The following is a 12,538-nucleotide window of genomic DNA, read 5'->3' as shown; positions in this document are numbered from 1 at the left end:
GGCACCTTGAAATCACTCGTCACGCTGCCCTCGTACGCCAACGAGGCTGATTTCAACCGCCTGCGTCTGCAGAGCGAGCAGGCGGAAGCACGCGGCGACATCCGGCAGTCGATTCGTGCAACGCTGAAGATGCTGGACCTGAAACCGAGTGACGTGGCCACCATGCTGGTCTTGTCAGGCCTGTATGGCAAAGCGGGACAAGCCGAGCAGCAGCTGGTCTGGACGAAGAAGATCTTGAAACTCCAGCCCAAGCACTTTGATGCAGTCATCAACCAGGGCAACGCGCAGGCAGCGCTGGGAAATACCCAGGCTGCAAAGGACAGTTTTTACAAGGCCAAGGACATAGATCCCTCCAGCCCGGTGGTGCCCTACAGTCTCGGCGTGTTGGCCCAGTCAATGGAGAAGGATCAGGAAGCCATCGGTTTTTTCCAGCAGGCATTGAAGCTGTCGCCAAGCTTCGAGGATGCGCTTTTCAACCTGGCGGTCAGTCAGGCCAACGTCGGACGCACCAGAGAGGCCATTGCGGCATTGGACCGGCTGCTGAAAAAGAACCCTGGTGCGGAGGATGCGCGGCAGCTTCGGGACAGTTTAGTCCGTCGTTGAGTGATTTCAAGGAGCCTTTTCTGCCTAGGCGGCCAGCCGTTTGGCCAGTGAGACATGAAGCTTTTGAGGATCGTGCGAACGCTTGGCTATGGACGTTGATGTTGTTGAAGACATCAGGATCGTCTATTTTCCGCGGCGCTGCCGAGCAGGCGGTCAAAGTTGAAGTGTCGTGATCTGACGACGTTCGGTGAGGGAATCCCAGCCTGGCAGTGGAGGATGGCGCTGCTCCAGTGCGTCGAGCCAGGCGCACAGGGCGGCGTTCTGCTCTTCGTCATGGTAGGCCGATATCGGCGGCAGCGGCATTGGACAGATCTCGAGCGGGCGCAGTGGCTTTGCGGTACCGTAGGCTTCGCCCGTGTCCCAGTGCAACTCGACGAACAGATACGGCTTGGGGTGTATCTTGTAGCGCGTGATCAGGAAGCCCTGCCGCTCGGGCAGCCAGATGCCGGTAAACGCCTGGCGAGCCCAGATCGAATAGGCCATGCCCGCCTGCATCTGTTCAATGCCCAGATAGTCGGTACTATCCCTCATACCCAAATACCAATTCTGGATACTTTTTTCGTCGATCATTGTCAGATGATCATTGAATCCAGCCAAGAAAATTTCCTCGCTGTGGCGCCGCAGCCGTGCTGGAGCGATCAAGGCTTGAACTGAACCCACGGCCGATGACTCGACTCCCATGCCAAGTGATCCTGCCACCCCGCTTGACGACGCTGCGATAACTCGGGCGGCAGCGCTGATCGAAGAAGCCGATGCGCTGATTATTGCCGCCGGCGCGGGCATGGGCGTCGACTCCGGATTGCCGGACTTCCGCGGCAAGGAAGGCTTCTGGCGCGCCTACCCTGCCTTGCGCGAAGCACGGATCGACTTCTACAGCATCGCGTCGCCAGCAGCCTTTCACTCGTCGCCTGAACGCGCCTGGGGCTTCTATGGCCATCGCCTGGCGCTGTACCGGGAGACGACGCCGCATCACGGCTTCGATCTGTTGCTTCAATGGGGTCAACGCATGCCGCATGGGGTCAGCGTCTTCACGAGCAATGTCGACGGCCAGTTCCAGAAGGCGGGGTTCGAACCAGAGTTGATCCACGAATGCCATGGCTCGATCCATCGCCTGCAGTGCTTGCAGCCTTGCTGCGAAGCGATCTGGCCTGCGGACGCCTTCCTGCCTGACGTCGATGTGCAACGCTGCTGGCTGCGCAACCTGGCTCCCGTCTGCCCTTACTGCGGTGGCCTGGCCCGCCCAAACATACTGATGTTCGACGACTGGGACTGGATCGATAGCCGTACCACTGACCAGGGCCAGCGTCAGCAAGCCTGGCTGTCAACAGTCACACGGCCGGTGGTCATCGAGCTGGGCGCAGGCACGGCGATCCCTTCGGTGCGGCACTTCAGCCAGCGCGTGATCCGCCAGTACGGCGGACGTCTGGTCCGGATAAATCCGAATGAATGGGAGGTGCCGACCCGGCTGGATGTAGGCCTTCCCGTAGGTGCTGCTGCCGGGCTCTCAGCGATTTCGAAGCTGCTGAGCTGAACGCGACAGGTTTTGTCGCTCTCTGGTCCGAGAATGGCTGCAGCTGAAGACATTCCATCTGTTGACCGCGTTCTGGATCGGCTGCGAAGCGCGTTGCCTGCCGGAGATCTAGCGGAACGATCCAGATATCTTCGATTTCAACCCGTGATAGGCAACGTAAGAACATGATCCAAGAATCCCAGATCAAGGAAGTGGCAATGCTCCCTGTCATTCTGACACGCAGGAACGGATTGACCTGCTACTCCAGTCATGAACATCAAGATCTGATTGCTGAGTCTGAGGACACCCTCTGTATCGATAGATGGGAATCTATGCTGCACTTGATCGCACCCAACATGCGGGATGTTCTTATTCCGGTCAGCGACCAGAAGGCGCCTGAGGTCATCAACCAGACCGAGTGCGATCTGGCCGATGGGGATCTGAAGCGTCTTATTTCAAGCTATTACGCGATGTGGCAGACCGCAGACACAGATCACAACAAGCCGCTGGACGAATTGGCGCTAGACGCGGTGTCTCGCGTCGCGTGGTTCCTGCAGCGGCGTTTCCAGGGACTGGCTGAGCAGATCGTGATGGACTACAGCGCGCAGACGATCAGCCTGGTCTGAGTACGACGGTTACTGTTAAAAGCTCGGAATAGCAATGTTGGGCAGTTGCTACATTCATTCTCTATGCCCTGAATAGGAGAAAACATGACAGAACAAGACTTGCGTGACAAAAATGGTTATCTTGTGGGGAGGATAAGAACCCAATACGACGGAGTACTTGAGGTACGTGACAAGTATGGAGTATTGAAAGGTCGTTATGATCCGGCTAAAAATGAAACGCGCGACAGCAATGGAAATCTTTTTGCAAGAGGAAACATGTTGGCCGCGCTTCTTTAAGAGGCAATCAAAGAAGTCATAGTTTGGCAGAGTTATTTCATCGGACTTGGAAGACAAGTAACATTAGGCATCTCAATATGCGTCACTTTTTGACGCTAAAGGGTTGCTCAATCTCTGCATTATTCAAAAACGAAAAGCGAGCTGATTGGTGAGACCTCTGATCCTTCAACCCGGTTCTGCGCTGTTGCGCGTCCTAGCTTCGACGAATAACAACCAGGAGCACGAGGACGTCAGCGCCCGTGCGGTGGAGTTCCTGTTTGCTCCGCTTGAACTCGATGCCAACGTGACCGTCCGCGACCTCTTTGGACTGTTCGCGACCTGCCCCGACTTGCTGTTGGTGTACCGCCGCTTCTACGCGGAAGAATTTTGCGCCTACGCCGCCAAGGGTGCACTGACCGCCGAGGGTGGCAATACGATCGAACGTGTGGAGATGTACCGCGCCTGGGACGTCAACTCCAAGACCGGTGCGTACTCTGAGGTACCCATGCTGCGCCTGTCGGCCCTCGGCCGTTGTCCGGCTGGGCAGGAAGCTACGCTGCATCCGGACGCCAACGGCATGGTGCATTACTCTCTGGACGGTGCCGACTTGCGCTACCTGCTGGATGTGCCGTTGCACTTTAACAGCCAAGTGAAAGTGTACGAGGCGGATGGTCGCTCGAACCGTTTCGGCCAATGTGTGAGCACCGTGAGCTGCACCGACCTGTCACTGGGCGAGGTGTTGCAAGCGATGTTGTGGAGCCTGAGCTGGTTCGGTGGCCCCGAAAAAACCCAAGATTTTTTTGAACACATTCAGGCCATGGACAAAGATCGCGAAAACTGGGATGAAGCCAGCTTAGAGGAACTTATGGAAGAGCAATTTGGCGGGGATGACCGGCGCGGGTGTGCCGCGTTGTTCGAATCGACGGGAAGTTGTAAGCCGATGGAGGTTTCGAGCGCCCTTCGCGAGATCCCGGATCAGGACAACGCCCAGCAATGGCTTCAACAGCATCTGAACGAAGGAATCAGCGTCAAGCCGGCGTACTGCCAGTTGAGCGGGCGTGATTTCCGGCAGGCGTTCTTTGAAGCTCAGGTACAAGAATAGCGGTTGACGGGGGTGTCACCGGCACCCCTGACGTAGCCGGTTTTAGAAACATCCGAAGAAGGAAGCAGCATGACTTATCGACAGGCCATCATCGATCTTTTGCAGGAGCACGGGGGGGTTGCCAAGATCCCCAAGAGGCGCCAAGGCAGCTTTACGGCCCAGCTGGACTTGGAGAATGGGTACGTCCATGTTGACAACTTGGGAAACTCATCCAAGATCCCGCTACGTGTATTTGACGAAATCGAGAATTTGCTCCAACATAAAAATGGTAAAGCATTGCGTGGGGACGCGATGAATTGTCGACTAGGTACCACAGGTTTGCCGCTGGACTCCGTGGAGGGACGGGTGGCTCATAAGGTGTTTGATCGCAAAGAAGGTGGGATTGTGTTCCGGCGCATCACTCCAATGTCATGCTTGCTGGTGTGGGCTGGCGTTTGTGTGCATGGCAAGGGTGTGCTGATTGACCCGAGCCTGGCTCAATAATTCCAAAAAATGATGGAAGTGCGGATGGATATTCATGCTTTGACAAATTTCACTCCCGAGCAGCTTCAAGGCTTTCGGTCCAGCTACAACTATCCCAAGGCGTACATCCGGATCGCCAAAGAGGGAGAAACGGGGGATGTCCAGCTCTTTGAACGCGGACCGATGGCGGTTTTCTGTCGACCTGCTGATGGTGAAGTCACTGACTTGTGGCTGGATCAGTACCATCAGCATCTGCTGCGTTCCGAACAGCCGGAGCAGGTGGTGCTGGGTTTGGCGTCGGCGATTTACTGGGGGTTTTACACGTTCAGCCACAACTACGCTGTTAACCGGGTCAACTGGTTTCTCCATGGGCGTCTTCCGCATGGAGATTCAGTTTGTCCGACAGGGGCAGTGCTTTGTCTGACAACTGCTTACGGTTACGCAAATAACGGGCACCTGGGTCAAGCGATATCGGGCTTGTCTGGCCAGAACCAGTTGAGTCGTACGCCGTTCGGCTCTAAGATCATTGCATTCCTGGCCCCGGACAAAGCAGGGGTGTACGACAACCGTATCCGTAACGGGCTGAATCAAAATCCGTACCCACTTGCCATTCGCAATGGTGTGGGAAGTGTGCATTCACCTACAGTTCAGAAACGCTATCAATCTTGGTGCGAGTACTTACAGCAAGTGGCAGGTCTGCTGAATCAGCAGGATTGGCGTTGGTCTTGTGGTGCAGACAAGGAACAGCTGTGGCGCCCGCTTGATGTAGAGCGCTCACTGTTTGCCGCATTTCAGAACGCGTAGCATCACAACGGACGCAGCGGGGACCCCTCGCTGCGTCCAGCCCGCACCCAGGCTGTTGGTGGGCGGTTCCGGGCGGGTATCTAGTCGGCTGAGTGTCGCCTTACAGGTCTGTCACTACCTTGGTGACGTTTTTCACATCCTCCCCAAAACCCCTGAGCCAGTGGTTCAGGATGAAGGTGTCGGCCACGGTGGCGCGGATGGTGATCCAGTCGCCGTGTTTTATGTCTTCTTGGTCTGCCGAAAGCTTGGTTTCGAGCAGACTGAGGGCGAATTCGCTCTTCATGTCAAAGCTCAGGCGTACCATCTGCCCATTACCGATGCCAAAGCCGCCCCGGCGTTCATACTCCTTGACATCGAAATCGGCAGGGCGAATGAAGCTCTGGTTGTCCAGCGATTGAGCGCTGTTGAAGCGATGCAGCATCAGGTTCCAGTGGATGGGCCGCTGGGCGTTGGGGTTGCGCTTGAGCTCCTCAGTGTCCCAAGCATCGCAGCGGCATACCAGCATCATCTTGTTGCCCTGCTGCACCAGCGCTAGGGGCATGACTTCGCCTTCACGCCGTTCCCCCACCTTGTTGGTGTAAATCACCTGCAGGTAGTGGTTGCGGTACAGCGCATGGCTGACCTGTTCGAGCACACCGGACTGGTTTTCAGCTGGAATCAGCGGCTGGGTGGAGTTGGCGGCGTAGATCTTGTCCATCCATTCGCGGTCAAATCCGGCCTGCGGGTTGGTGTCCAAGCTGGCCAGCGCCTGTTCGAAAACGTTTTCCAAATTGCTCTTGAGGCTGGGCGGCAACATCGATGCCAGTTGCTTGTAGGCCAGCGTCAGTAGGAACGACTCCGACGGCATGAGTGGCTGGAAGTTGATGCCGCGCAATCCCTGCCTGAGCTGCACGATGTACCTCTTGCCTTTCTGGGTCACGTCGAAGTATTGATCGCGCAGTTGGTCGATGCGCCGTTGCAGCGTGCGCACGCTGCGTACGACGTTGTTCTGCGCCAATGCTTTCTGGATTTTTTTGATAGGCAGTCCTTTGCTTTCGCCCTGGTAAGTTGGTACAACTTGCAGCAGCTGGAAGATGAAGTTGTCGTGGGGGCCTTGCACCCGGGGCGGTTCAGCCTGCACGGCGTGTTGTGCCGTGGGAAACATCGGTGCGACCGACACAAGTTCAAGGTCGGAGGCTGGTGCGAAATGGGTTTCCACTGCGGTATCGGTAGGGTGTTCTTGGTGTGGGTTCTGGTCAAGTGTGTGTTGCATGGTGTGGGTTGTGTTTCACAAAAATCCGATCCGCTCGCTCGATCCGATATTCTTGAGCTCGCAGCCCTGCTTCAGCGAAGCCACCAACCCGGCAGCATCGCGCACCGGCTGGAAGTGATGCTGCCGCTGCACGGCGGCAAAGTCGCCCGGCGTCAGCTGCCGCATTCGGCGCACCGCTTCGGCGTCATCCGCTGCCGGGCGGCCCAGCCCCAGCGCGTCGCAGCAATCGGAGAACAGGGCCAGTGCCTGCTCCGCGCGCAAATAGTCGAGCTTGAGCTTGAGGTCGAACCGGCGCAGCGCCGCCTGGTCCAGATGCCGGATCAGGTTCGTGGTCGCGACCAGCACGCCATCGAAGCCCTCGATCTGGGTCAGCATCTCGTTGACCATCGAGTAATGCCATTGGGGCGCGGTGTCGTGGCGTTGCGCCAGGAAGCTGTCGATTTCGTCGATCAGCAGCACCGCCTGGTCGGCCTGCGCCTCGGCGAAGGCTGCAGCAATGTTGCGTTCGCTCTCACCCAGGTAGCGGCCCAGCAGGTCCGAGCCGCGCTTGACCAGCAAGGGGCGCTCCAATTTCTCTGACAGCCAGCGGGCCCAGGCCGTCTTGCCCGTTCCAGATGGGCCGTAGAGGCAAACCCGGGCGCCCTTCGACTGTTGAATACCTGCCGCCAGCACCTCCAGATCCAGGTCGCTGTTGACCCACCGTGCGTCGTAGCGTCCGAGCAGCTGCCCGCTTCGCGCATCGGCGATGCGGTCGTGCCCCTGTGCCTTCAGCGTGTTATTCAGCAGCCGCTCGAACGCCGGCCCGACGCTGGCCGAGCCGACTTCACCTGCTACGCAGCCGATGACCGATGCCGCGCGTGCCACCACGGCCGGCGCCAGTGCGGCATGACGGGCGATGCGCTCGATCTGCTCCTCTTGCAGCAAGCCCTGGCTGTGCGCTTTCAGGATGCGTGCACGCTGCGCGCGGGGAGGCACGTCCAACTCGAATACCAGATCAAAGCGGCGTGTGAAGGCCGGGTCCATTCCCTGCTGGGTATTGGAGATCCAGACGGTCGGTATCGCGTTCTGCTCCAGCATCCGGTTCACCCAGGCCTTGTTGGCGTGGGCGGTTCCGGAATGGCTGGACTCTTGCGCCGGCTTGAAGATTTCTTCGACCTCGTCGAACATCAGCAGCACGCGCGGCTCCTTCAGGATGAACTGGGCCGCCTGCGCCGCCTGCAGACGCGACTTGATGCCGAGCGGCATGCCACGGCTATCCTCGTGCGCGACTTCGTACAGGGTGCCGCCCAGCACCTGGGCCAAGGTCCGCACCAGTTCGGTCTTGCCGGTGCCTGGCTGGCCGTGGATGAAGATGTTGACACCCTGGCGACGGGTCTTGATGGCATGCGCCAGATAGGGGTGCAGCACCTGCAGGATATCGCCGATATGGGCATAGTCGTCCAGGCTCAGGCTGGCCGAGCGGCCGGGACTGATCATGTCCTGCAGGATATCCGCCGGCTCAAGTACCTGGCTGTAAAGCTTGAAGGCGAGGTCCACTCCCGGCATCTGGAACATGGATTCGGAGCTGCCGACTTGGAAACTGCTGGCTTCGCCGTAGTTGATCGTCAGTAGTCCTGACTGGCTCAAAATGCCATCAGACCCCAGGCTGTGGCGGATGACGGCCTCGGGCAACAGCAAGGCCACACTGAGTACCGATACCTCTGGCCGGGGATCGTAACGCATGATGTCCGAACTGCTGAGCACCCGGTTCAGGATACAGTGGTTTCCAAGGACCACGATGAATTCGAGGATGGCCAGCTCCACCTCTCCCAGGCCAATGACTGATGCCATGCGGTCAAGATTGGCCCTGAGGATCGGAAATCCCTGGTCGAGCTGACATTCAGCCTCGGCCTGTGCCAGCCAGCGCTTGAAGATCTGCAAACTGGCCGAATAATCCTGTGTGGTGAGTCCCTCAGGATCTGGCTGTTCTTGCGAGGTCAATGGATAGCCGATCTCCGCAGCGAACCTTTTATGGATGAAGCCCGCATCCGAGATGTAGTGGATATCCAAATGCAAGCCCAGAATCAGGCGCAGCACCCAGAGTCGGAGACGGGGATGCAAGGCGGGGCCGGCGGCGGTGGAGAGAGGCATGGCGACTGGGGTACTGGATCAGCCCTCAGTATCACCAAGCATGCGACAAAAGCTGTCGCATTGAAGTTCCTCCATGCAATCAGGTCTTGCTCGCCGGGCTGCAACGGTGCCCGCCGACGATTATCAGGCGACCCGGGGCTCATGGTCGAACCGGTCGAACCTGCTGTGCAAGGCGCCACGGTTGTTGCCATTGAGGTTTTGCAGGAATTCGATCGACATGATCGGTGCTCCTCTGAAAGTGGGGTCAAGAGGCCGGTCCGCGCTCGGCCTGCCGGCGTTGCCAGCATTCGGCGTAGAGGCCCTGGAGCAGCTTGGCCACCGTTTTCCGTCTCGCTTTGTCCTTGCCGATCTGGTCCAGGGCGGTTTTACGATCCCGGTTGGTCCGATACGGATTGGCACCGGCTTCCAGCAGCGGCTTGAGAGTGCGCCATTTGCCCTGCGCGATCGCCTGCATCAGCGCGGTCGAGCCATCCTCGCGCTTGGAACAGTCGGGATCTGCACCCCGGTGCAGGAGATCGCTCAGGCCGCCGGGTTCATCCAGCTGCTCGTCGGGCTGAGTCATGACGGCCGCTAGCAAGGGCGTGTTGCCGTGACCGTCAATGCCGTTGACATCGGCACCTGCGCGCAGCAGGTACTCGCGAAATGCCGTTCCCCAGGAGCGGCCACAGGCTTCGACCAGCGGCAGCCGGCCCTCGGAATCGCTGGCGTTGGGATCGGCCCCGCTCGACAGCAGTTGCTGCAGCAACGTAAGGTCATCGGCCTGGATGGCCAAGACCAGCAGGTCCGCTGTAGCGGGCAATGGATCGACCGCGCTGAGCGATTTAACTGCCTCGAGGTACGGGCGCAGGACAGGACGGGTATCGACCTCCCAGTAGTGAAACGGGCGCGGTGCCTGTTCCCATTCGGCGACGAAATGGCTGCCTTCGGCTTTCCTGACCGCCTGCCAAGCGGACTGGATCAGCTGGTCGAAGGTCTCGATCGGCTCAGCCGCCGGTTCGGTGCCGAAATGGGCGGACAGTATGGTTTCCAGATACGGGCTCGACAGTTCCGAAAAGTCCAGCGGCGCGTCGCCCGGAAAGTGCTGGCGCGAAAAGCCTGGCACGACAGGAAATCTCTTTTCGAGGGGCAAGCCAAAAAGGCTCTCGTACTCGTCCTGCTCGAATTCGAAGACTGTCCGACTCCCGATCCGGGTCCTGTGGACTTCCGACCTGTTTTCGACCAGCTCCTCATCCAGCACCATGCCGTCCTGCACCCGGATGAACAGGTCCCTGTCGTACACGCTGGCGTAGGGCATGTGGACATATTCGATCCTCCTGCCCTGCGGCAGCCTCAGGATGCCGCTGAACCAGTCGGCGTGGACCCTGCCCGAGCTTTCGGGAAACAGGGTTTTGATCGAGGCGACCTCGTCGTTCTCCAGGATGCCCTGCAGGCTCAGGAGGAACAGCTGGCCATCCTCGATGGCCCATTTACAGAGGTAGCCGCGCCACAAGGCGGTTGACGCGACTTGGAACCTCAGGGGGCTCTTCAGCTGGCCGAGATAGGCATCGAGCGGCTCACCATAGATTTCGTGCTGCTTGCCTTGGTAGAGCAGGCGGTCAGAGATTTGCGCGGTCATTCGATTTCCTGCTCGCTGTCGGACGACATCTTCATTTTCAAGAAAACCTTCTGGTGTTGCTGCTCCAGCAGCCGCCTGAACTTCTTGGACGAGATCCTGGTGTGGTGGTAGGCCATGCTGCCGGAATGGTCGGCCAGGAAAGGGTTGGCTCCAGCTTCGAGCAGCCATTGGGCGGCGTCGAGGTGGTTTCGCTTGATCGCCAGCATCAGCGGCGTGACGCCCTCATCAAGAGACGCCAGGTCCGGGTGGGCTCCGCTCTCGAGCAGCCTGGGTATCAGACCTGTTTCCTCCCGGTGGCTTCTCCGGTTGACCGAGATGGCGGTCAACAAGGGGGTGTCGCCGCGGGGGCTCGTGCGGTTGACATCGGCACCTGCAACGAGCAAGCGGTACAGATAGGGCGAACCCCATGGGTACCCGATCGCCTCGATCAACGGTCGCCTGTCCCATGACTGCTTCGTATCGGGATCCGCTCCAGTGGCGAGCAGTTGCTGAAACAGGGAAAAATTGTCCGCCGCAATCGACAGCAGCAGCAGATCGGTGCTGGCTGGCAGGGGAATCTTCGTCTGCAGGAGATCCAGACATTCGAGGTAGTGTTTCAGGACTTCGCGCGGATCGGCGTCCCACTCGTGCAGCGCCCGGGGGCCTTGGGCCCACTGGCTCTTGCTGAAGCGCGCTTCTTCCTGCTCGACGGCCGCGCGCGCTCCCTGGCTCAGCCAGACGTAGGCGTCCGGCGGTATCTCACTCGGCCGCTTGTGCGTCAACTGCCTCAGCAACCCGGCATTGCCCTGCGCGCAGGCGCTCTGCACCGCGCAGCTTCCGCCGGCGTGATTCCAGAGCGGATCGGCACCGGCTGCGAGCAGGAGGTAGATGGCCTCGCTGTCGCAGACGCCCTTGTCACACTGCAGCTTCAGCAACCGGGACAGCTGCTCCTGCGCGAGCCGGGATTGGAAATGCTTCAAGACCGCGATGAAGATCGCGCTTTTCGTCTGCGAGCCTGCCAGAGTGAGCAGCTCGAAATCACCCGCATGCTGCATCGGTCCCTGTTCGCCGGCCTCCAGCAATACCTGGACGGCATCGGGGTGCCCGGCTGCGATGGACAGCCTGAGCAAGGATTCGCCCCGCGGTCCGGTGACAGCGCGATCCAGCCTGGCAATCAGACAGCGGAAGACTTCGGCTCGCGCCTTGGCGCGAAGCGCGGCCTGGAATGCCGACCAGGGCTCGGGTAGATCGGGACGCCCGCCCCGCTCCAGCAGTTGTTCCAGGACCTCGACCTGCTGACGCTTGGCCGCCTCGCAAACCGGGGTCCAGCCATCCTGACAGGCAGCGTTCGGGTTCGCTCCTGCCTCCAGCAGCATCGTGACCATGACCTGATTGCCCTGGCTCGCGGCCGTGTGCAGCGCAGTCCAGCCGGAATCCTCGTAGGTATCGGGCAAGACGCCGGCATCCAGCCAGCGCTTGAGCGCCTGCAGGTCGCCCGTCTCGGCGCTGAACAGAAAGGCTGCGGATGGTTCGGTAATCTGGACGTCTTCGCTGGTGCTCATCGGGTGACTCGTCGTGTGACTGAGTCACCATTGTTCCGGCAGGACACGACAAACCATGTCGCGATTCAGACCCCAGCTAGGCAGGGTGCGTCCAACGAAGAAGGCTATCACCCGCACCAGGGTCGTGTCGATGTCCGTGCGCAGCAAGGCATGGCTGGTCGAACAAGCGCGCAGACCCGATGTTTCGGTGGCCGGCCTGGCGCTGCGCCATGGCGTCAACGCCAATCTGTTGCGGCACTGGATGAAGCTGGAACATTGGCCAGGCCAAGTGCCTGCGCTGCTGCCGGTCACGATCGCGACCGAGCCAGCTTGCCGCGAGGCAGCCACTGCGACGAGGGCCTACCCGTCCTCGGGAACGATGGAGATCGAATTGTGTGGCGCCGTGGTGCGCCTGAGTGGTGAGATCGATGTCGCGCAGCTCAAGACGGTGCTGGCCGTGCTGCGCTCATGATCGGCTTGCCGGCAAACACGCGGGTGTGGATCGTGGCCGGTCACACCGACATGCGCAAGGGCTTCGACGGATTGGCCGCGCTGGTGCAAACCGCCCTGAGCGAGAATCCGTTCAGCGGCCACGTCTTCGTCTTTCGCGGACGGCGCGGCGACATCATCAAGGTGCTGTGGTTCGATGGCCAGCCGCT

14 protein-coding genes are annotated in these 12,538 nt (G+C 59.6%); 9 read left to right on the top strand and 5 right to left on the bottom strand.

From position 1 onward, the window contains the following. On the top strand, positions 1-603 hold a 603-nt coding region (locus C6P64_RS16605; protein WP_146115964.1), incomplete at its 5' end, for a tetratricopeptide repeat protein. A 153-nt stretch (positions 604-756) separates the two neighbouring features. On the opposite strand, the gene C6P64_RS16600 is transcribed toward C6P64_RS16605, so the two are convergent. Further along, complete coding sequence (locus tag C6P64_RS16600; protein ID WP_146115963.1) at positions 757-1,284, bottom strand: hypothetical protein; 528 nt, start codon at positions 1,282-1,284, stop codon at positions 757-759. Between C6P64_RS16600 and C6P64_RS16595 the strand changes: the two genes are divergently transcribed. From C6P64_RS16595 to C6P64_RS18045, 6 genes are all read left to right on the top strand, one after another. Then, positions 1,283-2,134 (top strand): SIR2 family NAD-dependent protein deacylase, encoded by an 852-nt coding sequence (locus C6P64_RS16595; RefSeq protein WP_105749650.1) that lies wholly within the window; start codon positions 1,283-1,285, stop codon positions 2,132-2,134. The two genes, C6P64_RS16600 and C6P64_RS16595, sit on opposite strands and share 2 nt — an antisense overlap. Before the next feature lie 164 nt (positions 2,135-2,298). Then, complete coding sequence (locus C6P64_RS16590) at positions 2,299-2,739, top strand: hypothetical protein (RefSeq protein ID WP_105749649.1); 441 nt, start codon at positions 2,299-2,301, stop codon at positions 2,737-2,739. Between the two features lie 84 nt (positions 2,740-2,823). After that, positions 2,824-3,015, top strand: a complete 192-nt coding sequence (locus C6P64_RS18050; protein WP_146115962.1) for a hypothetical protein — start codon at positions 2,824-2,826, stop codon at positions 3,013-3,015. A 148-nt stretch (positions 3,016-3,163) separates the two neighbouring features. Further along, on the top strand, positions 3,164-4,096 hold the full coding sequence (locus C6P64_RS16585) for a hypothetical protein (protein WP_146115961.1): 933 nt from the start codon (positions 3,164-3,166) through the stop codon (positions 4,094-4,096). A gap of 69 nt (positions 4,097-4,165) precedes the next feature. After that, entirely contained in the window at positions 4,166-4,579 is a 414-nt protein-coding gene (locus C6P64_RS16580) for a hypothetical protein (protein WP_105749647.1), read from the top strand. 9 nt (positions 4,580-4,588) lie between these two features. After that, the gene (locus tag C6P64_RS18045) at positions 4,589-5,362 is read left to right on the top strand and encodes a hypothetical protein (RefSeq protein ID WP_146115960.1); all 774 of its coding nucleotides are present in this window, start codon (positions 4,589-4,591) and stop codon (positions 5,360-5,362) included. 100 nt (positions 5,363-5,462) lie between these two features. Here the strand turns inward: C6P64_RS18045 and C6P64_RS16575 are convergent, their stop codons facing one another. The 4 genes from C6P64_RS16575 to C6P64_RS16560 all read right to left on the bottom strand — a co-directional run bounded on the left by C6P64_RS16575 (position 5,463) and on the right by C6P64_RS16560 (position 11,900). After that, positions 5,463-6,614, bottom strand: coding sequence for a helix-turn-helix transcriptional regulator (locus C6P64_RS16575; RefSeq protein WP_105749646.1), 1,152 nt, complete (start codon positions 6,612-6,614; stop codon positions 5,463-5,465). A 15-nt stretch (positions 6,615-6,629) separates the two neighbouring features. Beyond that, complete coding sequence (locus C6P64_RS16570) at positions 6,630-8,744, bottom strand: AAA family ATPase (protein ID WP_105749645.1); 2,115 nt, start codon at positions 8,742-8,744, stop codon at positions 6,630-6,632. Between the two features lie 244 nt (positions 8,745-8,988). Continuing rightward, positions 8,989-10,359 (bottom strand): ankyrin repeat domain-containing protein, encoded by a 1,371-nt coding sequence (locus C6P64_RS16565; RefSeq protein ID WP_105749644.1) that lies wholly within the window; start codon positions 10,357-10,359, stop codon positions 8,989-8,991. Then, positions 10,356-11,900 (bottom strand): ankyrin repeat domain-containing protein, encoded by a 1,545-nt coding sequence (locus C6P64_RS16560; RefSeq protein WP_105749643.1) that lies wholly within the window; start codon positions 11,898-11,900, stop codon positions 10,356-10,358. The genes C6P64_RS16565 and C6P64_RS16560 overlap by 4 nt, the downstream gene beginning before the upstream one ends. Positions 11,901-12,030: 130 nt before the next feature. On the opposite strand from C6P64_RS16560, the gene tnpA reads away from it, so the two are divergent. Further along, complete coding sequence (gene tnpA / locus C6P64_RS16555; RefSeq protein ID WP_105749642.1) at positions 12,031-12,351, top strand: IS66-like element accessory protein TnpA; 321 nt, start codon at positions 12,031-12,033, stop codon at positions 12,349-12,351. After that, positions 12,348-12,538: IS66 family insertion sequence element accessory protein TnpB (tnpB, locus tag C6P64_RS16550; protein ID WP_146115959.1), on the top strand; the 191-nt coding region annotated here is incomplete at its 3' end. The genes tnpA and tnpB, both read left to right, overlap by 4 nt.

It is taken from the genome of Malikia granosa (genome assembly GCF_002980595.1).
GTDB lineage: Bacteria > Pseudomonadota > Gammaproteobacteria > Burkholderiales > Burkholderiaceae_C > Malikia > Malikia granosa.
This window is presented reverse-complemented; position numbering and strand designations above follow the sequence as displayed.

Coding starts and splice junctions, on each gene's coding strand:
- C6P64_RS16580 (WP_105749647.1), top strand. CDS start 4,166: ATGACTTATCGACAGGCCATCATCGATCTTTTGCAGGAGCACGGGGGG.
- C6P64_RS16575 (WP_105749646.1), bottom strand. CDS start 6,614: ATGCAACACACACTTGACCAGAACCCACACCAAGAACACCCTACCGAT.
- tnpA (WP_105749642.1), top strand. CDS start 12,031: ATGTCCGTGCGCAGCAAGGCATGGCTGGTCGAACAAGCGCGCAGACCC.
- C6P64_RS16600 (WP_146115963.1), bottom strand. CDS start 1,284: ATGGGAGTCGAGTCATCGGCCGTGGGTTCAGTTCAAGCCTTGATCGCT.
- C6P64_RS16565 (WP_105749644.1), bottom strand. CDS start 10,359: ATGACCGCGCAAATCTCTGACCGCCTGCTCTACCAAGGCAAGCAGCAC.
- C6P64_RS16570 (WP_105749645.1), bottom strand. CDS start 8,744: ATGCCTCTCTCCACCGCCGCCGGCCCCGCCTTGCATCCCCGTCTCCGA.
- C6P64_RS16595 (WP_105749650.1), top strand. CDS start 1,283: ATGCCAAGTGATCCTGCCACCCCGCTTGACGACGCTGCGATAACTCGG.
- C6P64_RS16560 (WP_105749643.1), bottom strand. CDS start 11,900: ATGAGCACCAGCGAAGACGTCCAGATTACCGAACCATCCGCAGCCTTT.
- C6P64_RS18050 (WP_146115962.1), top strand. CDS start 2,824: ATGACAGAACAAGACTTGCGTGACAAAAATGGTTATCTTGTGGGGAGG.
- C6P64_RS16590 (WP_105749649.1), top strand. CDS start 2,299: ATGATCCAAGAATCCCAGATCAAGGAAGTGGCAATGCTCCCTGTCATT.
- C6P64_RS18045 (WP_146115960.1), top strand. CDS start 4,589: ATGATGGAAGTGCGGATGGATATTCATGCTTTGACAAATTTCACTCCC.